A 21,868-nucleotide genomic window follows, 5' to 3' on the forward strand; every position below is an offset into this window, starting at 1 on the left:
TCGGGGAAGCGGGCCTTCGGATTTCAACGCGGACGACGCTGTTTCAGGCGGTCTGGGGAGTCGCCTGCTCGCGGACGACAGACGGGCGCTCCACCAGCATCGAAACGACGGCACCGGCGACAAGCGCCCAGAACGGGGCGCTGATGCCGAGGATCGAGATGTTCGACATCGCGACGACCAGGGCCACGAAGGCGCCGATCTGGTAGCCGGCATTCCTCGTGAAGGCTGACTGGAAGGCCATCAAGAGGACGTTGATCATTGCCAGACCGGCGACGGCGCCGATGAGGGGCGCTGGCAGCATCAGGATCAGCGGGACCAGCAGGCCGGCGAAGATGCCGAAGGCCGCGAACAGCAGGCCGTTGACCACCGTCGCCGCGTAGCGGCCCTGCTTGTCCTCGCCCGCCTGGTCGGACGAGCAGATGGCCGTCATGGGACCTGCGATATTGGCGTTATGCCCCCCGAGAAGGCCCGCAAGAACGCCGCCGACGCCGGAGATGACCGTCATCGCATTGATCGGCGGCCGGTAGCTCTCGGCCTGCAACACGCCTATGGCCTGCGCGTTTTCGGCACCGACCACGAGGATCGCCAGGGGCAAGGCGATGGCGAGGAAGGCGTCGAGCGTAAACCGGGGAGCGGTGAATTCCGGCATGACGAAGCTGATGCCGGCCTCTGCCGTGCCGAAGGAGCCTGTCGCCCAAACCGCGATCAACCCGACGATCAGTGCCGAGAGCACCGGTGGCACGACCCGGGTCAGGCGCATCGACAGGAAGAAGGCCAGCACGGTGGCTCCCACCACGATCGGCAAGGTGCCGATCGCCGTGACGGCGCCGGTGCCGAAGCGGATCAGCGCCCCGGCGATCATGGCCATGACGATCGGCATCGGCAGCCATCGCATCACCCGGCCGATCAGCCCTGTGATGCCCAGCACGAAGACGATGACGCCAGCCATGATGAAGGCGCCGACCGCCTGGTCGAAGCTGAACACCGTGAGAGAACCGGCGACCAGCGCGGCCCCCGGGATCGAATAGGCGCCGGTGACGGGCATCTTGTAGTGAAGGGCCATGACCAGGCTGATCAGCCCGCCGAAGCCGTAGATGGCCAGCAGCCATGCCACGGTCTGGCCGTTGGTGAGGTTGCCCGCGCCCGCCGCGCCGATCACGATCAGGGCCGGGCCGGAGCAGCCGAAGATCGCCGCAACGAGGCCAGCGCTCGCCGTCTTGACGTTGATACTTTTCGGCAGGTCGCGCAGACCGGCGGCGATGCCGGGCCCAGGCTCGATCCAGTGTCTTTCCGTCTTTTCCATTGTTGTTCCTCCCAGAGTCGATGTCAGCGTCCGGCGAATGCCGGTTTGCGCTTTTCGTGGAAGGCCTCCACACCTTCCTTGAAGTCTTCCGATTGCCGCAGGCGGCTGTAGTTCAGCCCCTCCAGCTCGATGGCGGTGGTCAGCAGCGCGTCGTCGGTATCGTTGAGGAGCTTCTTAGCCGTGCGCTGGGCGAGCGGCGAGAAGCCGCGCAGTTCCTCGACGAGGGCACTGACGACGGTCTCGAGCTCGGCGTCGGCGACGCATTCCGTCGCAATGCCCCAGTCGGCCGCGGTCTGCCCCGAGATCCGCTGGGAGCGCATGACGATCTGCTTGGTGCGGGTGATGCCGACGATCTTCTGCAGCCGCGCCGAACCGCCGGAGCCCGGAATCTGGCCAAGCTTCTGCTCCGGCAAGGCGTACTCGCAGGTCTGCGAGGCGATGCGGAAGTCGCAGGCGAGCGAGATCTCGAAGCCGACACCGAACGTGTAGCCGCGGTTGGCGGCGATCACCGGCTTGGAGCAGCGGGCGGGCGCGGCGATGTTCCAGGCGAGCTTGGAAACGTGCTCGGGGCTCGCCTCCATGAATCCCTTGATGTTGCCGCCCGAGGAAAAATGCTTCCCCGCGCCGGACAGGACGATCACCCGGACGCGCGGATCCTCGTCGAGCGCCTCGAAGACCAGCCGCAACTGGTCGCGGGCGCCCATCGAGATGACATTGTAGGGCGGGCGGTCGAGCACGATGTCGGCGCGCTCGGCGGCGGCGTCGACCGTGACGGTGAAGCCGTCGAGATCGGCGAGACGGGGATCGGAAAAACTGGCGGTCTGGTTCATGATGTCCTCGATGTCAGATGGGGTTGAAGGCGCGCCGGGCAGCCGGCGCTACGTCTCGCCGTCGTATTCGCCGGCCACGAGCTTGCGGCGCAGGAGCTTTCCGACGGGGGATTTCGGGATGCTGTCGACGAAGACGTAGCCGCGCGGGCGGCGGAAATTCGCCAGGCCCGAGGTGCGGCAATGGTCGTCGAGGTCCTTCGCGGTGATCGCGCCGGCGCGCTTGACGAAGGCGGTGACCACCTTGCCCCAGCGCTCGTCGGGCAGGCCGACGACGGCGACTTCCAGGACCTTGTCGTGCAGCGACAGGCAGCTCTCGACCTCCACCGGGGAGACGTTCTCGCCGCCGGTGATGATCATGTCGTCGACGCGTCCGGTGACGAACAGATCGCCGTCGGCGTCGAAGAAGCCGGTGTCGCCGGTGAAGTACCAGCCGTCCCGAAGGGCCTTCTCGGTGGCTTCCGGCCGCTTCCAGTAGCCCTCGAAGCTCTCGTCGCCCTTCAGGAGCGCGATGATCTCGCCCTCGACGCCCGGCTCGGCGACCGTCTCGGTGCTGGCGGCACCGAGCGGAACGACGCGGATCATCTGGTTGATGCCGGCGCGGCCGGCGGATCCCGGCTTCAGCGGGGCCTTCTGGTCGATGGTGAAGGTGTAGACTTCGGACGAGCCGTAGTGGTTGACGAACAGCGCCGGCCGGAAGGCCTCGTCGAGCTTCTTCATCAGCCCGTCGGTCATCGAGGCGCCGGCAAAGCCGAGCTTGGTCACGCTCTTCACCCGGTCGGCGGCAAAGGATTCATGGTGGACGATGTCGTGGTAGAGTGTCGGGACGAGATAGAGGTTCGTCACGCCCTCGGCCTCGATGGCGTCGAGCGCCCCGGCGACATCGAAGCGCGGCAGGCAGACGAAGGTCCCGCCGATCAGCGACGTGGCCAGCAGCGAGCGCACGCCCATGGTGTGATAGAGCGGCATGACCCCGAGCGTGCGCTCGCCGTGGTGGTAGAGGTTCTGCGCGACATGGGCGACGGCGGCAGCCCGCTCGGCCCGGTGTCGGCGCGGCACGCCCTTCGGCCGCGACGTGGTGCCGGAGGTATAGAGCATCAGCGACCAGTCTTCGGGCGAAGCGCGGGGACGCGCATCCTCAGCCCTCGTCTCCAGCATCGCCGACAGCGAGGCCGCGCCCTCGGTCGCCTCGCCCGCCATGATGCGGGGGAGTGCCACTGCCTCCGGTGCGGCCATGACGGCCGGCGCCGCCACCGCTTCGTAGAACACGGCACGTGCCTCGCTGTCGGTCACCGCATGAGCGACTTCGTCCGCCTTGGCGCGCCAGTTGAGCGGCGTGACCACGAGGCCCGCCATCTGGCAGGCCCAATGAAGCGTGGCGTTCTCCCAGCGGTTCTGCATCAGGGTCAGGACGCGGTCGCCGCGCTGCAGCCCCATCGCGTCGAGCCCGGCGACGAGGCTGGAGATCCGCGTGTACCATTCGCGATAGGTGAAGCGCGTTGGCCCATCGACGATCGCCCAGGCGCGAGGGTCGCGCTCGACGCTGGCGATGAGGCTGGTTCCCAGATCAAGCATGGCTAAGGTTCTCCTTGAGGCTCGTTCTTGCCGCGAGCGCTGCCTTCACGATGGGGGCGTAGCCGGTACACCGGCACAGGTGCCCCGAGAGCTGGTCGCGGATGGCGTCTTCGTCGGCGTCGAGCTCACGCGCGAACAGGGCGTCCAGCGACATCAGGATCCCCGCCGTGCAGAAACCGCACTGCAGGGCGAAGTGCGTGCGGAAGGCTTCCTGAAGCACCGACAGGCGGCCCGGAGACGGGGCCAGCGCCTCGACGGTGCGGACGTCCGCCCCCTCGATCTGGCCGGCGAGCGTCAGACAGGCGCGAACCGGCTCGCCGTCGATCTGCACCGTGCAGGCGCCGCAGACGCCGTGCTCGCAGCCGACATGGGTTCCGGTGGCGCCGAGGACGTGCCGCAGGAGATCGGAGAGCAGCATGCGGCTCTCGGCCTGCGCGGTGACATCGCGGCCGTTCAGCCGGAAGCTGACGGGGTGAAGACTGCTGGCGTTCAGCCTCGGCATCGTATGGCCTCCTCGATGGTGGTGCGGCCGATCCGCCGCACCAGCTCGCGCCGGTAGCGGGCGGTGGCGTGGAGATCCTCCCGAGCGTTCAGGCTCCAGGCGAACTCGTTGATGGCATCGTCGAAATCGGGCGATACCGGATCGGGCAAGTCGACCAGTTGCGGCACGTCCGCGACGCCGCCGACGGCCAGACGATACCTGCCGTCCGGGCTGGCGAGGGCGGCGCAGGCGACGATCGCGAAGTCGCCATGCCGTCGTGCCACCTCGTTGAAGGCAGTGCCGGTGCCGGACGCATGGACTGGCAGCGAGACGGCCTCGATCATCTCGTCGGGCTCGACGGCGGTCGCCATCATGCCGAGGAAGAAATCGCGTGCCGCGACCGTGCGCTTCTTCTTGCGGCTGCGCAGGCGAACCTCGCCGCCGAGCACGAGCAGTGACAAAGGCAGCTCCGCGCTGGGGTCGGCATGGGCCAGCGACCCGCAGACCGTGCCGCGACTGCGCGTCTGGGCATGGCCGACCCAGGGCAGTGCCGCCGCGACGAGCGGCAGTTTCTCCTGGAGTTGCGGCCAGCGCCCGAGCGTCACCTGGCGGACGCCGGCGCCGATCTCGATCCGGCCCTTGGCTTCCCGGATGTGGTCGAGGTCGGCGAGACCCATGATGTCGACCAGCACCTTCGGCCGGGCGAGCCGCATGTTCAGCATCGGTACCAGCGACTGGCCGCCGGCGATGACCCGCCCCTCGTCGCCGGCTTCGGCCAGCGCAGACAGCGCCTCTTCCAGGGTTTCGGGTCTGACGAAATCGAATGGAGCGGGCTTCATGTGCGCCTCCCGATCAGCGAGCGAAGCCTGGACAGGAGACCGCCGGCCTCTGCGCCGCCGCCGGCATGGGCGGCGAGCGAGCGAAAGAATTGGCCGATGACCACACGTGCCGCCCCGTCGAGCAGACGCCCGCCGACGGACGCGACCTTGCCGCCGATCCCCGCCTCGTAGCTGTAGGCGACGACGGTGCGGCCCGGCCCGGCCTCGGTCAGCGTGATCCGGCCGCTGCCTTCGCCGAAGCCGAGCGCACCTTCGGTTCGACCGGAGAGCGTCACGGCGTTCGGCGCGTCGAGGTCGGAAAGGCGGATCTCGGCGCGGTAGCGGCCCTTGACCGGCCCGACGCCCAGCGTGACGTCGGCTCGGAAATGCGTGTCGGAGACCTTCTCGACCCCGTGCGCGCCAGGGATGACCGCTTCGAGCGTCTTCGGGTCGAGCAGCATCGCCCAGATGGTTTCCCGGCTTGCCGCTACTTCGGCACGGCCTTCGCCGGTGAGCCGCCGCTGCCCGCCGACAGGGACGGCGGCCGCGGGTTTCGCGGGCGCTTTCGACGGGGTTTCGTCGCCCTGCAGGCGATCGGCCAGGCGGGACGGGGTGAGGGGAAGGACGAGATCGGCAAGGCCGGTCGCGTCCGCGACGGCGTTGGCGATGCAGACCGGGGTGGACATGCAGTTGCCCTCGCCGACGCCCTTGGCGCCCAGCGGGGTGAAGGGCGACGGGCTCTCGTAATGGAGGATGACCGGCTCCGGGACCTCCATGACGGTCGGGATCAGATAGTCGGCGAGCGTGCCCGACAGGAAACTGCCGTCAGGGGCATAGGCATATTCCTCGTAGAGAGCGGCGCCCACGGCCTGCGCGAAGCCGCCGCGCACCTGGCCCTCGACCATGGCCGGATGCAGGATCCGGCCGCAATCGTGCATGGTGACGTAGCGGTCGATCCGCGTCGTGCCGGTATCGCGATCGATCTCGACGCCGCAGAAATCGAAGATGAAGCCGTGGCACAGCGAGGAATTGACCGCGTCGGCGTCGTCCGGGGCGGTCAGTTGGTCCGGCGTCCAGAAGACGGTTTCGCGGATCGTCTGGTCGACGCCGTCGGGGAGGGTGCCAGGCGCCCAATGCGTCGCGGCCGCGACGCGGGCGAAGGAGACGAAATTGTCCGGGTTCGACCGGGATGCGACGCGCCCTCCGGCAAAGACCACCTCGTCCGCGGACACGTTCAACTGTGCGGCGGCGACCGCCGTCAGCTTGTCCCGGATCCGGCGCGCGGCGATCTGGGTGGCGCCGGCCACGGCGGGAGCGAAGCGGCTGGCATAGTTGCCGGACGCGATCGACCAGGCATCGCGCGCCGTATCGACATCGGCGAGCACCTGCACCGCCGCCAGGTCGAGCCCGAGTTCGTCGGCGACGACCTGAGCGAGCACCGTGCGGTGCCCTTGGCCCTGTGGAACGGAGGCGACCTTGACCGTCACCGCGCCCAGCGGGTCGATGGCGATGGTTGCGGTTGCCTGAGCGCCGTTCTTGGGTCCCGCCTTGCGCCGTTCGCCGGGGGACAGGACGGCGGTGATGTAGCCCATGTTGGAGACACTCGGCTCGACCACACAGGCGAGCCCGATGCCGTAGAGCCGCCCTTCGGCGCGCATGGTGTCGCGCCGGCGCAGGAGGTCGGCGAAACCGCCATCCTCGACGGCGCGGGCGAGCGCCGCCGGATAATCGCCGGAATCCAGGAGGGCGCCCGTCGCGGTCCGGTAGGGAAAGGCACCGCTCGGCACCAGGTTTCGCCGGATGACGTCGAGCGGATCAAGGCCGAGTTCGAAGGCAATCCGCTGCATCAGCCGCTCGAGCGCGAAATAGACCTGGGGTCCGCCGAAGCCGCGGTTGAGGCCCGTCGGCGTCTTGTTGGTCAGGACGATGCGATTGCGGATGGCGACATTGGCGATCGCATAGGCGCCGGTCATGTTGCCATGCATGCGGTAGAGCGTGGCCGGCTCGGGGGCCCGCAGATGCGCGCCGCAATCCTCGAGCTGGTCCCAGCGGAGCGCCGTGATCTTGCCATCGGGCTCGACCGCCGCCTCGATCCGGGTGGCGCGGTTGGTGGCTGAGACCGAGGCCGCGAGGTGCTCCAGTCGGTCCTCGATCCATTTGACCGGCCGACCGGCGATGCGGGCGGCGACCGCCATCAGGATGATGTAGGGGAAGACGCCCTGCTTGATGCCAAAACTGCCGCCGGAATCGGGCGGCGTGCGCAGCCGCATGCGGTTGCCGGGCACGCCGAGCGCGCGCGCGATCACCGCATGGATCGAGAACGGGCCCTGAAAATTCGCCGTGACGTCGTAGGAATCCTCGCCGGGATCATAGTCGGCGATGACGCCGTAGGTCTCGATCGGCGTGCAGGAATTGCGGGGATAGGCGACGTCGATGCCGATGGTCCGCGCCGTCCCGGCAAAGGCCGCTTCCGGATTGCCATAGGAGAAGCGACGCTCGTTGATGAGGTTGCCGCCGAGCGAGGGATGCAGGATCGGCGCGTCATCGGCGAGCGCGGCGATCGGGTCGACGACGGCCGGAAGGATGTCATAGGACACCGCGACGAGGTCGGCGGCGTCCTCGGCGAGATAGCGGTCTTCGGCGATGACGAGGGCAACGGGTTCGCCGACATAGCGCACGCGGTCCCGTGCGATCGGCCAGCATTCGACATCGGCCTTCACGCCGACCGTCATGCTGCGGGAGTGCGCGGCGATGTCCTCACCCGTCAGCACCGCAACGACACCGCGGGCAGCACGGGCCTCGTCGATCTCAATGGCGCCAATCGTCGCGTGCGCATGCGGCGATCTGACAATGGCCGCATGCAGCGTGCCGATGCGCGTCGCCAGATCGTCGATGTATCGACCTCGCCCGGTCAAAAGGGCCGCGTCCTCGACGCGCGGCACCGATCGTCCGACCCAGCGGTCAGCCGGCGGATTCAGTGTCATGCTTCCTCCCTGTGCCGTTGCGGCACTTGAGGAAAGCCTAGCGGCGCAGGGGAACCCGTAGCGACACCGTGCGGTCCGGCGACTTACCGAGGAGTCTCAAAATCGCGGCTTGTGAGTCCGGAGACCGCACGGAAGGCGGTGGGCGACGATCCGGCGTGGTCGTGAAAGAACCGGGAGAAATGGGCGGGGGTCGAAAAGCCAAGCCTGTCGGCGATCCGGAGAAAGGGCTCCTTGCCGTCGACGACGGAATGGACGGCCTGTTCCAGGCGCACGACGTTGAGATACACGCGCGGACTGACGTTGAGCGTCGTCTCGAACAGACGAAAGAAGTGGGCGCGCGACAGCCCCGCGTCCCGCGCGAGGCTGTCCATGTCGGTCACCTCGCCCGGCGCCGAACGGATCAGGTCCACGGCCCGCCGGATGCGTGGATCGACCCCGGAGGCGGCGGCGCGAAGGCGAAGCGACGGCACGATGTCCTGCCACGGCGTGAACCGCTCGATGACCGCGATCATCAGCTCGGCCAGCAGGAGTTCGTGCGCGGCGGCATTGCCCGGCTCCTGCACCATCGCTTCCGCGAGTTCGTGTGTCAGCCTGACGATATGGTGGGTGGTGCCGCCGACGCTATCGGTGAAGAAGTCGGGCGCCCCGCTGCCCCGCCAGTTGGGACGGAACGCCTGGAGCCATTTCGGCTCGATGTAGAGCGCCAGGATGATGGTCGCCGGCTGACCGGGGTGGTGTGCGTAAGCGTGCGGCTCCCAGGCATTGATCAGGACGGCGCTGTCGTCGCGCAGCGGGACGATCCGGTCCCGCACCGAAAACTGCGTATCCGCTCCCTCCACCTTCAGGAGGACGTGACAATGGGGATGGGCGTGGCGCACGAGCGGCCGATCCATGTCGAGAAGGGCGACACGGCCGAACGCTCCCTTTGCGACCCTCAGGGCGTTGGACATCGACATATAGTAGGCGGGAAAGGGGGGCTTTCCAAGCCAGGCAGTCGGCTCGCGAGTCAGGCCCGGTTCGTTCTACCATCAGCGTCTGATTTGAGGACTGGGCGAAACCGGAGGCGCCGTCTGGACCATTCATCTTTCGGCCCCAGTCCGACGCAGGCGGCGCCAACGCCTGTGAGCTCGTGGCGCGATTGCTGCCGGCGCCGTCGTCTTTCATGCGGAGACCGTCGACCACGCGATAAAGATGCTGCCGCGTTTGCCGCAAGTCGACTGCCTTCTGGTCGAGGCGGATACGATCGAAGCTCCGGCACCCACGTCGTCAGATCCCTCACCGAGCAGAAGGGCGATGTTGTCACCGTGGCGGGAACGACGCCTTCTTCCGCTGAACCTTTGCGGAACTCGCCGATGCTCGCGGCTCCGCAGGTGCCGATCCACTGGGAAGCAGAAAGTCTCCCGACTGTACGGTATCGTCTCTTGCAATCAGCGCAACTGGAGAGTGTGATTGTGAAATCATAAGCTTAGCGGGGTCGAGATGCTCAACTACGTGAATGACGGCAGCCATGTCCAAACGACAGACGCTCTGTTGGTCTTCCCGCAGATGTTGCCGGTGAAGCGGAGTTCGCGGAGATGGCGACGACAATGCCCACGCTGGCGAAGCCGATACGGGCGCTGTTCGGACTGACGTTGGCGGAGGCGGGTTTTCACAACGGACAGGACCAACGGCTGATGGGCCTGTTGGCCGACGAAGAGATGCCGGTTTCGGCGCTTGCTCATGCGTTGGATGTCAGACCGTCCGAGACTGGGATCAGGACGCAGGTCAGCGAGGCTCCCGGCGCTCGTCTCATGTGGCTGAGGGAGCTACGCCACCGGGGACCGCGATGTCGGAGGATAATGGCGACGAGAGTTTCTGGTTGGAACTGGAAGCAGCATCGAAGGCGCTCACATCGGTTTCGAGCAGGGATCACGCTGAGAGATTGAAGCAGCTGTTCGACGAACAGGTTGCTGAAGTCACGCTTGCCGCCTCGCTTGCCGCTCGCTGCTCACCCCCCGTTACCGTATCGGCGGACGCGAACGACCTGCCAGGCGTGGGCGCAGCTCCGAGGCCAGACGAAGGCAGCGCGGCTGGGCTGCCAAGGACTGCCGCGGCCCGCATCCGAGAGAAGGGGTGAGTGACGGGATGGCGATCTTCTACATTCGATTTCGCGATATGATGAACGACCAGCCCGATGTCGACAGGGCCGAGTTCTACACGATGGACGACGCGGTGGAAGAGGCGCTGCGGCAGGCAGCGAAGTTGATCAAGCTGCGACGCCAGCAGGGGATGGATTACGTTTACGACGGGGTGTTCGAAATCTGCGACCCGTCAGGCGCGGTCCTGAGGCGTTTGTCCGTGGCCGAAGGGCTTCCGAGGATCGCACAGGGAAATCCGATGCGGACCTTCACCACCGGCAAGATGGATCGTCAGGATGGTGGAGGCGGCGTCTACTGCAATTACCGCACCAATGGTCCCGTCTCGCCTCCGAAAAAGGAACCTCGCTGAAATGAGCAAAAACGCGGCGCGCCGCGCTCCATTCCCTTCGCATCGAACGAAGCAAGCTCCATGGTCACGACAGCCGGTACAGGAAGCACCCTCGAAAAGCTGGTGCCTTCTACTTCGAGGTGGGCATGACCTCGCCGATCCGCGTCAGGATCTCGTCCGTCCGCTTCTCCTCCTGAAGGGTCTCGTCGAGTAGCGTGACGGCCTCGTCATAGCCGAGCTTGGTAGCCCACGACTTCAACAGGCCGTAACGAGCGATCTCGTAGTGCTCGATGGCCTGTGCGCAGCCGATGAGGGCGTCGTCGGCAGCCGCGGTATCACCGAAGTCCTCGAGGTCTTCTTCCATTTCAGAGGTCAGGCCGACCATGGCTTCGCAGGTCTTGCCCCGGGCTGGCTTGCCGATGATCTCGAACACCTGCGTCAGCCGTTCCACCTGGTTCGCCGACTCCTCGGCATGCAGGCCGAACGCATCCCTGAGCTCCGGCGCCTTTGCTGCTTTGGCCGATTTCTTGAGCGCCTTCACGGACGCTTTTTCGGCGTAGTAGACGTCCTTGAGGGTTTCGTAGAAGGCGTCTTCGAGCGTCTTTTCCTTGGCCATGGTGATGCTCCTGGTAATGGCCGCGATCTGCGGTCGTCAAACTGCCAGAAGTCGGGGGCCAGCAAATCCGTTCCGTTGAAGTGCCCGGCAAAACAACAAGTGGCCGGGCAGTCATAAGGACATGTACGGCAAAGCAATTGTCCTGGAACGATGCGCCTGCCCAAGACTTGGAGGCTGAAAAGGAGGGCGATCCGATGAAACCCGAGCACGACATCGATACAGCACCCGGGGGCCTTACCGTCTGGCGTAATATCTTCGGCGGCTCCATCATTTGGGGACGCCTCAAGTTTTTCGTGTTTATCGGTGCCTTTTTGCTGATCGGCGGCCTTATCGTCGCCTTCGTGCCGATCTGAAGGGGGGGGCGGCATGGATTTCCAGAATGACGAGCGCGAGTTCCTGACGGCCAACCGCGCCATCAAGGTAGATGAGGACGGCATCGAACGCTATGTCGGCCTCACGGAAGACGAGAGTGTCGAGTACTTGATCCTTTCCCGGGCGAACGATAGCGGCGGACTCGCAGGTGCCGACCAAGTCCGCTACGCAACTCTGCATGACAAGCACGAGACTGCCCGGCAGGTGTATGCCCGCGGCGAGAAGTCTCTCCATCCCTCCCAAAAACCCTGACGCGCCGGCCAGAGATGCAGAGCGACTGTCTGATCGTTGGTGCTGGCCCCGCGGGGTTGACCGCTGCCGTCTATCTCGCCCGGTTCCACCGCTCCGTCATCGTCCTCGACGCCGGCGAGAGCCGCGCCGGGCGCATCCCGCTCAGCCACAACATTCCGGGAATGGCGGAGGGGCTGGGCGGTCGTGATTTGCTCGATCGCCACCGAGAACAGGCGGCCGTCTATGGCGTGACGCCTCGCAGGGGAACGGTTCGTTCCATGGTGCCCCTGATCGGCGGAGGCTTCCTCGCGACCGTCGCAGACGGTTCGGGTGACGACCTTCGCATCGAAGCGCGCACTGTCCTCGTCGCGACCGGGGTCCGCGATCGCGAACCGGCTCTGCCCGACGTGGAAAACGCCATCATGCGCGGCCTCGTCCGTCACTGCCCGGTCTGCGACGCCTTCGAGGTTACCGGCCAGAATATTGCCGTGCTGGGGCAGGGAGCAGGGGCAATCGGCGAGGCCGTCTTCATGCGCACCTACAGCCGGCGGGTAACCCTGCTGCTTCTCTCTGGCGTCGATGCGTTGAGCGACGAGGACCGGCAGCGGATCGCATATCACGATATCCTCCTCGTCGAGGAGCCGATCACCACCGTCTCGATCGAGGGCGACCGCATCGCCGCGCTGACAACGGGAAGCGGAACAGAACACCATTTCGACACGCTCTATTCGGCGCTCGGCGCCGACGCCCGCTCCGACATCGCCCTGTCGCTCGGAGCCGATCACGAGAAGAGCTGCAACGCGATCATCGTCGATGACCATCAGCGCACCTCCGTGCCCGGCATGTGGGCCGCGGGCGATGTCGTCAGCACCCTCAATCAGGTCGCCGTCGCCTGGGGCCAGGCGGCGGTCGCCGCCACCGACATCCACAACCGACTCCGCGAGCTCGACCAAAAGGCGGCTGTTGTGGATCCTGGGGGCTGAGCGGTCGTTCCCGTCCCCATCATGGAAGAACCAGTGGCGTGACAGGTTATGTCTGACACGAGTCGGGAGACTCGTGTTTCTCCGAGAGCTACGCGCTTCCAGCCGTGGTTGCCCGATGCGCGCTATGTGGCATTGAAGCACGCTGTGCAGGCGCTCACTGACACGCTGCCCATGGAACGTTAGCGGGAAGCGACGAACATCCCGGTGCCGCTGGTCAAGTCCTCTGCCATCGATACGCCGTGAATCCGCCTTGTCAGTCCAGCAGCATTGAAAGGCTCCCACGCTCGAGTCCTCGAACGAAAATGGGAGGGGCAAGCCCTCCCATTCCTAGTTTTTTTACCTCTGGGTACTCGACCCGGGCATCCTACCCTCTGAAGGGGACCTCGTCGGTGGGTGTCCCGGCGAGGCTATCCTTGGCGGCGCCGGCGACATTGCCGACCCGATCCTTGAAGTCGGCCGCGGCGCGGGTGGCATCGGCTTTCGTCAGTCCCTGCGCCTCGGCTTCGCGGGCGACCTCGTCCAGCGCCGTCGACGCCAGATCTTTTGCTTCGCCGAGCTTTTCGCCGACTACCGATCGCGCCTGCGCCTTCAACTCGTCGCTCGTCTCGCCCAAATACTCGCGCTCGACGTCCGTCATGGGGAGGAGCGACGCGACGCCAGCGCCGAGGACGAGTCCAAGCACGCCCAGCGCGAGCGGCTGATCCTCGAAAAACTCGCCCACCGTCTGCTGTACGTTGCCGGCTTGGCTCCGAATAGCCCGCGATCCGGCGCGACTGGCGTCGCTGGCCCTGGATCCGACGTAGGACGCGGCGTCGTCGGAATAGGAAACCGCCGCGCCGTAACCCTGCGATGCGGCATCGGCCACGGCGGACGCTCCCCCGGCAATGCCGGATGCGGCCTGCCTAGCGCCCGAGCCGACTGCGCCGGTCGTGTCGTCCACGGCGTTTTCGAACCGACCTGGGACGGCCCCGAAGCGATCAACTCCTCGTCCCGCGGAGCGCGGCGCCTCGAACCGCATCTCGTAATCGTCCCTTTCCCGAATCTGGCGGTCGTGATGCACGCGATCGCCGTGCTTCTTATGGCCGAACAGGGAGATCTTGCTGCCGCCGAAAAACAGCCAGGCGGCGCCCATGCCGATCAGGGCGGCGGAAGCCGGATTGTCACGTACGGCATTGGTGAGGCTTGTGCCGAAATCCTGTTTCACTTCCGGGCGGGCCGGGGCTGTGTCTGCTCCGACCTCGACGGTATGCGAAGAGTACTGGCGTACGGTTGTCTGGCTCATGACTGATTTCCTTTCGCCGCTTGGGCGTCCATCTGGACCTGATGCACCGTGCGTTCGGGCACCATCGTCTCGGACTTCAACTTCTGGATGCCCGTCCACGCCAGGATAGCCGCAATCGCACCGCCGACGACTGTCGCCAGCAGGAAGGCGACACCCCCGCCGAGCCCCGCCTGGATGAGGAAGGTGGCGATGGTGGTCAGCAGCATCACCAGCGTGGCGATGGCAAAGGCGAGGCCGCAGACCATTAGACCGATGGCCAGCCCAGCCTTGCTCGCCTTCTTGGCCATCTCCGCCTTCGCCAGCTGAATCTCGCTGCGAAAGAGGGCCGTGACCTGCTCGAGGCCGTTCGAAATCAGTTCCGAAAAACTTCTGTCGTCGGGAGGGGTGGTCATGTGACTTCCCCCTCAGCCCTGCGTCGTGCGGACGGGAAGCGGACGGGGCACGCCGGCATGTTCGCTGTCGCTCTTCCAATCACTGCTGCTCGCTTCGCGGGTCCGCTTCTGAGCCGAGGTCGACAGGAAACGCGCGACGACGAATCCGGCCAATGCCGTGGCGCCGAGGAAAATGACGGGCTGGCGGCGGGCATAGTCGTGAACGACGCCGACGAGGTCACCCAGGTCGCGATCCTTGACGCTGTCGGCGAGATGCTCAATCTCGCCCGCAGCCCTGCGGGCGAAGTTCGCCACGACAGGCAGTTCCTCGTCGAGGCTGTCGGCCGCACGGTTGATGGACCCCGCATAGCCCTTGAATCGTTCCGCTCCCGCAGCCTTCTGCTCCTCGGCGAGCCCGCGAACATGCTCGGCGGCGTCCAGAACGCCCTGCTTGGCCCGGTCGCCCAAATCGTTCACGGCAGACTTCGCCTCGGTCGCGAGCGACCCTGCTTCGGCACCGACGGTATCGGCGGCCGACTTCGCCCGGTCGGCGACACCCGGCTGGGCGGTCTGGTTCTGGTTAAAGGTCGTATTGCTCATCGTGGTCTCCATCGATCGGTCTGTTTGAATTTGTCGGCAAGCGGTCGAGCCGGTCAGTTGCCCAGCGGACGGTGAGGAACGGGATTTCGCCGGCCTTCGCCGGTCGGCCCTTCACTTTCGTCGCTCGGCCCGTCATCGGGCACGATGGCTTTCATGCCGGCCTCGACGACGGCAGTGGCCCGCTCTCCAAGATCGCGGATGGCCTCCTTGCCGGCTTCGGGTTCGAGGCCCTCGTCGCGGGCAGCCTCGACCGTGGAGGCCACGACGCGCTCGCCTGCGTCCATCGCCGCATGGAGACCTTCCTGCGCGGCCGACTTGGCACGTTCACGCACGCGTGCGCTGGAGTCTCCCAAGAGGCGGGACTCGGTGCGGCTGTGGGGGATCAGGGTCGCGAGTGCCGCACCGGCGAGCGCGGTCAGGGCGCCGACCAGGAGGGGGTTGCGCTGGACCGTATCGACCAGCGTGTCCCGTCCCTGGCGACCCAGGGCGGCAGCCCGCTCGGTGGCGTCGCCGACCGCATGGGTGGCGTCGTGGTAGGCCATGCGAGCTTGTTGCGCAGCCGCTCCGGCGGCATCCGAAATGCCCTGGGTCGCGTCGCTCACGGTGCCGGTCACCGAGGCCGAGGCGGCGGAGACCGCATCGGTGACGTCGTCGGTAACGGACTGGGCGCGGGACGTGACCGAGGCCGCAGCGGCAGACGCGGTATCGGATGCCTTTCCGGCAAGACCCGACGCCTTGTCGCTTCCGGCGGTAACCGCGCCCGCCACCTTGTCGCTCGAGAGCAATCCCGAAAAGATGTTGTTGCGGCCGGACAGCGCCACGCCGGCGCCCATCAAAAGGATAGGGGCGGGGATGCTGCGAAGGATGCCGATCACCGGATAGGCCAGGCCCGCGCCGATCGCCGCTGTCTGCAACGGGTTTTCCCGTGCGGAACGCTCGAGCTTGGCGAGCATGTCCTGACCCGACTGGACGATGCTGTCCTTCACATCCGCCTTGATGGTCTCGGGGGAGAGACGGCTTCGAAGCTCCCCGACGGTATCGGCCAGCCCGGACCGCAGGTGCTCTGAGCGAGCCTCCAATGCGTCCAAGCTGGGGTCGGCGCTTTCGGTCCTGTCGGTTGAACTCATCTTCTTCTCCAAAAAACGGCCAGCGTTTATAAGACGCGACTTTCACAATGCCGAAGAGGATGAGAAATGGATTTGTTCCGACTGAAATCTGTTCGTTGCTAGCGATCCGTCGATGTTTGACTTTCGATCAGCGCCGGCCGGCCCGGGTTCAGGGAGAGCCAAACGCTCACTGTATTATTGCAGTAGGCAAGCAGCGACGTTGCGACGATTGTGACGAACTGTCGTTCGTCAGAGTTGCCGGACATAGGACGCGTCTTCGAGGCGCATTTTGTTGGCCTGCCTCAGCCGGCTTCGTCGATCCATCTGCGTGCGGCGGCCTCGTCTGCCAGATCGAATGTCCGGGCGTCGACGGGAACCACGACATCGAACGCGTTGATCATGGCGTTCACCCAGGTTGGCGCGCCTACCACGGCATACTTGCGGACCTTTGCCAGGGAACGGAACTGGACCTTGAGGACCTTTGCGTCCATCGCGGCGCCGACTTCGGCACCATCGAACCGACGCATCACGAGAAGCATGTCGATCTCGTCAAAGTGCTCGAAGGCGCGATCGACCTCCGTTGCCATCCAGTCGAGATCTTCGGCCGAGATCTTCCCGAAGATGTCGAATGCCAAGAGATCGGCACGAGGACTCGGCACTCGCGTGATCGTCCCATGAGGTGCAGCGTTCATGTGTCCTCCAAGAGCGTTGGATAAGGGGGCTCTGCGCTATGGATTTCCTTTGCCGCCGTGAGCGCCGACGACCGTCCGGTGCTGAAGCTCGCCGTGTCCGACGCCAGAGCCGACCCTCGGGGTCCTTGGGCCTTGATTGCGCCGCCAAGGCTCCGGAACACGAAGGCCGTCCTTACGGACGGCCTTTGCTGTGATGTGTCTGGCTCAGTTCGCGGGGGCCGCGGTGGACGTTCCAGATCCCGTGCCCTGGCCGCCCGAGGCGCTGGAGTCGACGCCGGCGGCGTTGTCGTTCATGCCGCTCTGGCCGGACGAGACCGAAGTCCCCGCACCCGTCACGGCGCTCGCGCTCTTCTCGTTCAGCATCTTGATGTGTTCGAGATGCATCTTCAGCACCGGCGTGGTCGCGTCCGCATAGGCTTTCAGATTGGGATCGGTTCCCGCCGAGCCATAGCTCTGATGAAGCGCGACCGCCTCCTCATGAGCATCGAGCTGCTGCTTCTTGTAGACCGACACCTTGTCGCTGGCTGTGCTGAGATCGCTGACCATCGCAGCATGCTTGGCATCGGGTGCCGCCGGAACGCTCAGCCCGGACTTGGTCGCCGCCGCCTTCAGGTCGCCGGCCGCTTTGGTGTGGTCTTCAATCATCTTCTGCGCGAAGGCCTGAACGTTTGCATCGGCATTGGCGTCGGTCAGAACGATCTCGCTCGACTGGATCTCGTACATGCCGCTTGACGCAGCCTTGTCGACAAACTCCTGAGGCGCGGTCTGGGCCATGGCAGAACTGGCCATCAGCGAAAGACTTGCAGCAATAAGGAAACTTCTCATCGTATTCTCCCGGTTGAACCGCGTTTGCGGCTGTGGCGGAATAACTGATGGAGATTCAAGCAGTTCCCACACTTGTATGGGTGCTGGCTAAGCACCCTGCGATCGGAGCGGCGGCTGATCTGCGCGCCAGAAATGCCTGGGTCAATGCTTTGGCGGCCAAGTAAAGGCGCCGGAACGGGGATGCTGCAGCGTCATTTGGAAGAAGGACGCAGCGACCTTTCAGGCCCTGCTGTGTGTATCCTTTCAGATGCGAGGCGACCCGATGAAAGCACTGGTATGGCACAAGCCCAATGACATTCGCTGTGAACAGGTCCCCGATCCCAAGATCGAAGACAGCCGGGACGCCATCGTCAAGGTAACGGCCTGCGCGATCTGCGGCTCGGACCTGCATCTCCTCGACGGTTTCATGCCCGGCATGAAGAGCGGCGACATCATGGGCCACGAGTTCATGGGCGAGGTCATGGAAGTCGGTGCCGGTGCGCGGGCCGACCTGAAGGTCGGCGACCGCATCGTCGTGCCCTTCACCATCAACTGCGGCGAGTGCATCCAGTGCCTGCGCGGCAATTTCTCCGTCTGCGAGCGCTCCAACCGCAATGCCGACCTGGCATCCAAGGCTTTCGGCCGCACCACCGCAGGCCTCTTCGGCTACACGCATCTGACGGGCGGATATCCGGGCGGGCAGGCGGAATACGTCCGGGTCCCCTTCGCCGACAAGACCCAGATCAAGATCCCGAAGGGTTCGCTGACGGACGAGCAGGTGCTCTTCCTCGGCGACATTTTTCCGACCGGCTGGCAGGCTGCCGTGCAGTGCGACATCCAGCCAACCGATACGGTGGCGATCTGGGGCGCGGGTCCAGTAGGCCAGATGGCAATCCGAAGCGCCGTGCTGCTCGGCGCCCGGCAGGTCATCTGCATCGACAGGGTTCCCGAACGCCTGGCCATGGCGGAGGCCGGCGGCGCCATTCCGATCAACTTCGAGAAGGAGAGCGTGATCGAGCGGCTCGACGAACTAACCGCCGGCCGCGGTCCGGAGAAGTGTATCGACAGCGTCGGCATGGAGGCCCACGCCACCGGCACCATCGACGCGCTCTACGACCGGGCGAAGCAGGCCGTGATGCTGGAAAGTGATCGCCCGCATGTGCTTCGCGAGATGGCCTATCTCTGCCAGGCGGCGGGGACGCTGTCGGTGCCGGGTGTCTATGGCGGCCTGATCGACAAGTTTCCGATCGGCATGATCATGAACAAGGGCCTCACCATCCGCACCGGTCAGACGCATGTGAAGCGCTGGACCGACGATCTGCTCAGGCGGATCGAGGAGGGCCAGATCGACCCGTCCTTCGTCATCACCCACACGGCCTCGCTCGAGGAAGGTCCCGGACTCTACAAGACCTTCCGCGACAAGGAGGACGGGTGCATCAAAGTGGTTTTGAAGCCATGAGGAACACAGCCATGACCGTGCAGGAAATCATGGACCGCGAGGGACTGGCGCCCGAACGGACGCGAAAAGTCGCTAACGGCCTTGGCTGGTTCAGCATTGGCCTCGGACTGGCGGAGGTTCTGGCGCCGCGGGCGATCGCCCGGTTCCTCGGCATGAAGGGCAGCGAGCCGGTCTTGATGGCCTATGGCGTCCGCGAGATCGTCACGGGCATCGGTATCTTGACGGCGAAGGACCAGGAGCCCTGGATTTTGGGGCGGGTCGCGGGCGACGGCCTTGATATCCTTAGCCTCCTCAAGGGCGTGTCTGAGAACAATCCGAAGCAGGCCAACGTCGTCGGCGCACTGGCCATGGTCGGCGGCATCACCGCGGTGGATCTTCTGACCGCCCAAGCCCTTTCGGAGCAGAAGCAGAAGTCCGGGTCAGGCGCGCGCCGGAGGTTGGCCTCCTATCGCCAGCGGCGCGGAATGCCGCGATCGCCGGAGGAGATGCGGGGGGCGGCCAGCGACTTCCGCGCGTCCGAAGAGTTCCGAGGACCCGCGGCGATGCGTCCATGGATCTGATCCCCTGCCGTCTGACGGAATTGACCTCGTAGAGCCGCCGCGGCCAGGGAGGGGCTCATCTGGTCCAAGCCCGGATGAGCCCCTCTGCCGTTGGCGTTTCGACCTTCCCCCGAAGCGCTTGCGATAGACTTCGATTTGCGCTTTGCGGACGTTGATGCCGAACGGTTCGAAGGCATCCGCTGGTGGAAGTCCTTGCTCCACGCTGCGACTGGCGCGCGCCGTCGGACGGCCGGGCAGACTCGTGGCTGAGGAATCTCGGCGACAGCGTCAAGAACCGCTAAGCCTCGGGTGCAGTCGTCGGCGCCGGGGACTACTCTGCCGGTCCGCCGCCCTCTGCCGCCGATTGCGGCGTCGCCTCAGGACCTCCGTTTTCGGCCTTGATGAAACTGATCCGTCCCTGCGGCTCGAGAATGGCCCAGGCGACGTCGCGCATCCGGCCAATGCCGGCCAGGCGCATTTCCGACTCCACTTCCGCGCGGGTGATCCGATCACGGCGCAGATTGGCTTCGATGAGCTCGCCATTGCGGATGATGACGCGCGGCTCGCCTTCCAGCAGCCGCTCGGCCCGCGGCGACAGGTAGCTCGACCAGGACATGACGAGGGCCCAGAAGGCGAAGGTGACGATGGCGAGCACGGCTCCGGTCACGCTGAAGTCGTTGTGGGTGACGCCCTGCTGCACGAGGTCGCCCATCACCACCAGAACCACCAGCTCGAACGGCGTCATCTGGCTGAGTTCGCGCTTGCCCAGGAGGCGAAGAAGCAGATAGAGCGCCGCAAACATCGCCGAGGCACGAAAGACGATATCCATCAGGGACGAACCTGGATCGCCACGGGCATGCCCGCCATCTCGGTCTCGCCATCCATGACGGCGATCCGCCCTCGCACGCCGCCGACGAGATCGGGATTGATCTGGAAATCCTGCTTCACCAGCATCGTCTCGCCCGCCTGTTTCGGCCCGTAGGAAAACCGGAACGACTGGCCGTCGAAGGTCTCGTCCGATGCGGCGGGAAGCATCGAATTCTGGGTCAGCCTCTCCAGAAGGCCGGGCTCGATGGAGAGGACGAGATCATCGATGGCGCGGCGGGCCGTCACGCGAACGGTCATCTCGAAGAACTCGCCGTTGCGCAGGATGGTGGGCGCCTCGACCTCGAGCAAGGCTCCAGGGCTGCCGGCCCTCAGAACCGAAACGCCGCCGCCGCCGAGGAGGCCGGTCATCGCCACCGCCAGAAGGCCGCCGAGCAGCAGCAGAGAGAGGGGGCTGGCATGGCGGCGCACAGCCGGAGGGCTGGTGACATGACCGGGATCGATACCATCGGGAAAGCTTGTGACGCTGCTCACCGCGCACTCCTCGTGCTCTGGCCCGTTCCAGCAAGCCGGGCTTACGACCATCGTTCGAACGGGTTGGGCGCATTTCGTCCCGGCGGCTATGGAAATGTCATTAGCCGACTGCTTTACCGGAGGGGCCGCCGCAGGCGTTGGCGACCGGTGGAATGGCGAAGGGCGGGCTTCGGCGTCGAGGCAAGTTCGGCGTGCGGGATCTATCTTTGTCGTCGCAGCCAGCCGCAGTCCGCCGTCGAGACGAGACCGACGCTGTCGTGAGATCTGCTCGTCTGCGCTGCGCTCCGATGTCTCTTGGATACGTGCCGTCCCTCCGGGGGCAACTCAGCAAATCCGGAGGTTCGCTGGCTCGCGGAGACAATTGGCGCCATTGCTGCTCGCGGCCCTGCGGGGTCAAAGGCGCTCGGCAAAGGACGCCTGCAGCACAGCTAGCTGCTTAGGTGCCTCGCGAGTGCGAGCCGCTGGCCCCTTGTCTTCCTCACGCGGGCGCCATGTTTATCAGAATGATTCCAATCAGTTTCAGCAGGTTGGCAGCGAGGGTGAGATGATAGAGCTTTCCATCAACGGGCAGCGCCAAAGTGTCGACGCGCCGGACGACATGCCGCTTCTCTGGGTCCTGCGCGACATCCTCGGGATGACCGGGACGAAGTTCGGCTGCGGTGTCGCCCAGTGCGGCGCCTGCACCGTGCATGTGGACGGAGAGGCCGTCCGCTCCTGTGTGACCCCCGTCTCGGCCGTCGGCGGTTCCGACGTCACGACGATCGAGGCAGTTGGCGGGACGGACGCAGGCCGCAAGATTCAGGAAGCCTGGCTCGAGCATCAGGTCGTCCAGTGCGGCTACTGTCAGAGCGGCCAGATCATGTCGGCGACGGCCCTTCTGGCTGCGAATCCGAGCCCGGACGACGCCGCGATCGACGACGCCATGTCCGGCAATATCTGTCGCTGCGGGACCTATCCGCGCATCCGGCAGGCCATCAAAACCGCCGCCGAGGCTTGAGGA

Annotated in this window: 23 protein-coding genes; 7 read left to right on the forward strand and 16 right to left on the reverse strand. The window is 65.7% G+C overall.

Annotated features, from left to right (window positions below; genetic code table 11):
- Positions 1 to 43 precede the first annotated feature (43 nt).
- From IEX88_RS09175 to IEX88_RS09205, 7 genes are all read right to left on the reverse strand, one after another.
- Positions 44 to 1,303 (reverse strand): benzoate/H(+) symporter BenE family transporter, encoded by a 1,260-nt coding sequence (locus IEX88_RS09175; RefSeq protein ID WP_188850265.1) that lies wholly within the window; start codon positions 1,301 to 1,303, stop codon positions 44 to 46.
- A gap of 23 nt (positions 1,304 to 1,326) precedes the next feature.
- Positions 1,327 to 2,133: an enoyl-CoA hydratase/isomerase family protein gene (locus IEX88_RS09180; RefSeq protein ID WP_188850266.1), complete on the reverse strand. Its 807-nt coding sequence runs from the start codon at positions 2,131 to 2,133 to the stop codon at positions 1,327 to 1,329.
- A gap of 48 nt (positions 2,134 to 2,181) precedes the next feature.
- Positions 2,182 to 3,705, reverse strand: coding sequence for an AMP-binding protein (locus IEX88_RS09185; RefSeq protein WP_188850267.1), 1,524 nt, complete (start codon positions 3,703 to 3,705; stop codon positions 2,182 to 2,184).
- Positions 3,698 to 4,207: a (2Fe-2S)-binding protein gene (locus IEX88_RS09190; protein ID WP_188850268.1), complete on the reverse strand. Its 510-nt coding sequence runs from the start codon at positions 4,205 to 4,207 to the stop codon at positions 3,698 to 3,700. The genes IEX88_RS09185 and IEX88_RS09190 overlap by 8 nt, the downstream gene beginning before the upstream one ends.
- Entirely contained in the window at positions 4,195 to 5,025 is an 831-nt protein-coding gene (locus IEX88_RS09195) for an FAD binding domain-containing protein (protein ID WP_188850269.1), read from the reverse strand. The genes IEX88_RS09190 and IEX88_RS09195 overlap by 13 nt, the downstream gene beginning before the upstream one ends.
- Positions 5,022 to 7,988, reverse strand: coding sequence for a xanthine dehydrogenase family protein molybdopterin-binding subunit (locus tag IEX88_RS09200; RefSeq protein ID WP_188850270.1), 2,967 nt, complete (start codon positions 7,986 to 7,988; stop codon positions 5,022 to 5,024). The genes IEX88_RS09195 and IEX88_RS09200 overlap by 4 nt, the downstream gene beginning before the upstream one ends.
- An 83-nt stretch (positions 7,989 to 8,071) precedes the next feature.
- Positions 8,072 to 8,938 carry an AraC family transcriptional regulator gene (locus IEX88_RS09205; protein ID WP_188850271.1) on the reverse strand — a complete coding sequence of 289 codons (867 nt, stop codon included), beginning with the start codon at positions 8,936 to 8,938 and terminating at the stop codon, positions 8,072 to 8,074.
- A gap of 1,174 nt (positions 8,939 to 10,112) precedes the next feature.
- Between IEX88_RS09205 and IEX88_RS09210 the strand changes: the two genes are divergently transcribed.
- Entirely contained in the window at positions 10,113 to 10,475 is a 363-nt protein-coding gene (locus tag IEX88_RS09210) for a DUF6894 family protein (RefSeq protein WP_188850272.1), read from the forward strand.
- A gap of 109 nt (positions 10,476 to 10,584) precedes the next feature.
- Here the strand turns inward: IEX88_RS09210 and IEX88_RS09215 are convergent, their stop codons facing one another.
- The gene (locus tag IEX88_RS09215) at positions 10,585 to 11,070 is read right to left on the reverse strand and encodes a YciE/YciF ferroxidase family protein (RefSeq protein ID WP_188850273.1); all 486 of its coding nucleotides are present in this window, start codon (positions 11,068 to 11,070) and stop codon (positions 10,585 to 10,587) included.
- Positions 11,071 to 11,207: 137 nt separating this feature from the next.
- Between IEX88_RS09215 and IEX88_RS09220 the strand changes: the two genes are divergently transcribed.
- Genes IEX88_RS09220 through IEX88_RS09230 form a run of 3 tightly spaced genes read left to right on the forward strand, consistent with a single transcriptional unit; the run spans position 11,208 to position 12,656 of the window.
- A complete protein-coding gene (locus IEX88_RS09220; protein ID WP_188850274.1) occupies positions 11,208 to 11,423 on the forward strand; it encodes a hypothetical protein in 216 nt (71 codons plus the stop codon).
- Positions 11,424 to 11,436: 13 nt separating this feature from the next.
- Positions 11,437 to 11,694 (forward strand): hypothetical protein, encoded by a 258-nt coding sequence (locus IEX88_RS09225; RefSeq protein WP_188850275.1) that lies wholly within the window; start codon positions 11,437 to 11,439, stop codon positions 11,692 to 11,694.
- Between the two features lie 14 nt (positions 11,695 to 11,708).
- Positions 11,709 to 12,656: an NAD(P)/FAD-dependent oxidoreductase gene (locus tag IEX88_RS09230; protein WP_188850276.1), complete on the forward strand. Its 948-nt coding sequence runs from the start codon at positions 11,709 to 11,711 to the stop codon at positions 12,654 to 12,656.
- A gap of 364 nt (positions 12,657 to 13,020) precedes the next feature.
- On the opposite strand, the gene IEX88_RS09235 is transcribed toward IEX88_RS09230, so the two are convergent.
- From IEX88_RS09235 to IEX88_RS09260, 6 genes are all read right to left on the reverse strand, one after another.
- Positions 13,021 to 13,938, reverse strand: coding sequence for a hypothetical protein (locus tag IEX88_RS09235; RefSeq protein WP_188850277.1), 918 nt, complete (start codon positions 13,936 to 13,938; stop codon positions 13,021 to 13,023).
- A complete protein-coding gene (locus IEX88_RS09240; protein ID WP_188850278.1) occupies positions 13,935 to 14,330 on the reverse strand; it encodes a phage holin family protein in 396 nt (131 codons plus the stop codon). The genes IEX88_RS09235 and IEX88_RS09240 overlap by 4 nt, the downstream gene beginning before the upstream one ends.
- A gap of 12 nt (positions 14,331 to 14,342) precedes the next feature.
- Entirely contained in the window at positions 14,343 to 14,921 is a 579-nt protein-coding gene (locus IEX88_RS09245; protein ID WP_188850279.1) for a hypothetical protein, read from the reverse strand.
- Positions 14,922 to 14,962: 41 nt separating this feature from the next.
- Positions 14,963 to 16,036: a hypothetical protein gene (locus IEX88_RS09250; protein WP_188850280.1), complete on the reverse strand. Its 1,074-nt coding sequence runs from the start codon at positions 16,034 to 16,036 to the stop codon at positions 14,963 to 14,965.
- A 281-nt stretch (positions 16,037 to 16,317) separates the two neighbouring features.
- Positions 16,318 to 16,707 (reverse strand): SpoIIAA family protein, encoded by a 390-nt coding sequence (locus IEX88_RS09255; RefSeq protein ID WP_188850281.1) that lies wholly within the window; start codon positions 16,705 to 16,707, stop codon positions 16,318 to 16,320.
- Between the two features lie 204 nt (positions 16,708 to 16,911).
- Positions 16,912 to 17,604 (reverse strand): DUF4142 domain-containing protein, encoded by a 693-nt coding sequence (locus tag IEX88_RS09260; protein ID WP_188850282.1) that lies wholly within the window; start codon positions 17,602 to 17,604, stop codon positions 16,912 to 16,914.
- A gap of 190 nt (positions 17,605 to 17,794) precedes the next feature.
- Here IEX88_RS09260 and IEX88_RS09265 point away from each other — a divergent pair, with 190 nt between their 5' ends.
- Both IEX88_RS09265 and IEX88_RS09270 read left to right on the forward strand, forming a co-directional pair.
- Entirely contained in the window at positions 17,795 to 18,970 is a 1,176-nt protein-coding gene (locus IEX88_RS09265) for a zinc-dependent alcohol dehydrogenase (protein WP_188850283.1), read from the forward strand.
- 11 nt (positions 18,971 to 18,981) lie between these two features.
- Positions 18,982 to 19,530 carry a cyclase dehydrase gene (locus IEX88_RS09270; RefSeq protein ID WP_188850284.1) on the forward strand — a complete coding sequence of 183 codons (549 nt, stop codon included), beginning with the start codon at positions 18,982 to 18,984 and terminating at the stop codon, positions 19,528 to 19,530.
- 310 nt (positions 19,531 to 19,840) lie between these two features.
- On the opposite strand, the gene IEX88_RS09275 is transcribed toward IEX88_RS09270, so the two are convergent.
- Positions 19,841 to 20,338 carry a DUF421 domain-containing protein gene (locus IEX88_RS09275; RefSeq protein WP_188850285.1) on the reverse strand — a complete coding sequence of 166 codons (498 nt, stop codon included), beginning with the start codon at positions 20,336 to 20,338 and terminating at the stop codon, positions 19,841 to 19,843.
- Positions 20,338 to 20,868 carry a hypothetical protein gene (locus tag IEX88_RS09280; protein ID WP_188850286.1) on the reverse strand — a complete coding sequence of 177 codons (531 nt, stop codon included), beginning with the start codon at positions 20,866 to 20,868 and terminating at the stop codon, positions 20,338 to 20,340. The genes IEX88_RS09275 and IEX88_RS09280 overlap by 1 nt, the downstream gene beginning before the upstream one ends.
- Before the next feature lie 544 nt (positions 20,869 to 21,412).
- Between IEX88_RS09280 and IEX88_RS09285 the strand changes: the two genes are divergently transcribed.
- Positions 21,413 to 21,865, forward strand: coding sequence for a (2Fe-2S)-binding protein (locus tag IEX88_RS09285; RefSeq protein ID WP_188850287.1), 453 nt, complete (start codon positions 21,413 to 21,415; stop codon positions 21,863 to 21,865).
- The last annotated feature ends 3 nt before the right edge of the window (positions 21,866 to 21,868 follow it).

The sequence above is a fragment of the Aureimonas glaciei genome (assembly GCF_014643375.1).
GTDB lineage: Bacteria > Pseudomonadota > Alphaproteobacteria > Rhizobiales > Rhizobiaceae > Plantimonas > Plantimonas glaciei.

Excerpts from the sequence above, each read along its gene's own strand:
- IEX88_RS09250 (WP_188850280.1), bottom strand. The coding sequence starts at position 16,036 with ATGAGTTCAACCGACAGGACCGAAAGCGCCGACCCCAGCTTGGACGCA.
- IEX88_RS09245 (WP_188850279.1), bottom strand. The coding sequence starts at position 14,921 with ATGGAGACCACGATGAGCAATACGACCTTTAACCAGAACCAGACCGCC.
- IEX88_RS09190 (WP_188850268.1), bottom strand. The coding sequence starts at position 4,207 with ATGCCGAGGCTGAACGCCAGCAGTCTTCACCCCGTCAGCTTCCGGCTG.
- IEX88_RS09225 (WP_188850275.1), top strand. The coding sequence starts at position 11,437 with ATGGATTTCCAGAATGACGAGCGCGAGTTCCTGACGGCCAACCGCGCC.
- IEX88_RS09175 (WP_188850265.1), bottom strand. The coding sequence starts at position 1,303 with ATGGAAAAGACGGAAAGACACTGGATCGAGCCTGGGCCCGGCATCGCC.
- IEX88_RS09215 (WP_188850273.1), bottom strand. The coding sequence starts at position 11,070 with ATGGCCAAGGAAAAGACGCTCGAAGACGCCTTCTACGAAACCCTCAAG.
- IEX88_RS09240 (WP_188850278.1), bottom strand. The coding sequence starts at position 14,330 with ATGACCACCCCTCCCGACGACAGAAGTTTTTCGGAACTGATTTCGAAC.
- IEX88_RS09255 (WP_188850281.1), bottom strand. The coding sequence starts at position 16,707 with ATGAACGCTGCACCTCATGGGACGATCACGCGAGTGCCGAGTCCTCGT.
- IEX88_RS09185 (WP_188850267.1), bottom strand. The coding sequence starts at position 3,705 with ATGCTTGATCTGGGAACCAGCCTCATCGCCAGCGTCGAGCGCGACCCT.
- IEX88_RS09195 (WP_188850269.1), bottom strand. The coding sequence starts at position 5,025 with ATGAAGCCCGCTCCATTCGATTTCGTCAGACCCGAAACCCTGGAAGAG.
- IEX88_RS09200 (WP_188850270.1), bottom strand. The coding sequence starts at position 7,988 with ATGACACTGAATCCGCCGGCTGACCGCTGGGTCGGACGATCGGTGCCG.
- IEX88_RS09210 (WP_188850272.1), top strand. The coding sequence starts at position 10,113 with ATGGCGATCTTCTACATTCGATTTCGCGATATGATGAACGACCAGCCC.
- IEX88_RS09270 (WP_188850284.1), top strand. The coding sequence starts at position 18,982 with ATGACCGTGCAGGAAATCATGGACCGCGAGGGACTGGCGCCCGAACGG.
- IEX88_RS09285 (WP_188850287.1), top strand. The coding sequence starts at position 21,413 with ATGATAGAGCTTTCCATCAACGGGCAGCGCCAAAGTGTCGACGCGCCG.
- IEX88_RS09275 (WP_188850285.1), bottom strand. The coding sequence starts at position 20,338 with ATGGATATCGTCTTTCGTGCCTCGGCGATGTTTGCGGCGCTCTATCTG.
- IEX88_RS09235 (WP_188850277.1), bottom strand. The coding sequence starts at position 13,938 with ATGAGCCAGACAACCGTACGCCAGTACTCTTCGCATACCGTCGAGGTC.
- IEX88_RS09230 (WP_188850276.1), top strand. The coding sequence starts at position 11,709 with ATGCAGAGCGACTGTCTGATCGTTGGTGCTGGCCCCGCGGGGTTGACC.
- IEX88_RS09180 (WP_188850266.1), bottom strand. The coding sequence starts at position 2,133 with ATGAACCAGACCGCCAGTTTTTCCGATCCCCGTCTCGCCGATCTCGAC.
- IEX88_RS09265 (WP_188850283.1), top strand. The coding sequence starts at position 17,795 with ATGAAAGCACTGGTATGGCACAAGCCCAATGACATTCGCTGTGAACAG.
- IEX88_RS09205 (WP_188850271.1), bottom strand. The coding sequence starts at position 8,938 with ATGTCCAACGCCCTGAGGGTCGCAAAGGGAGCGTTCGGCCGTGTCGCC.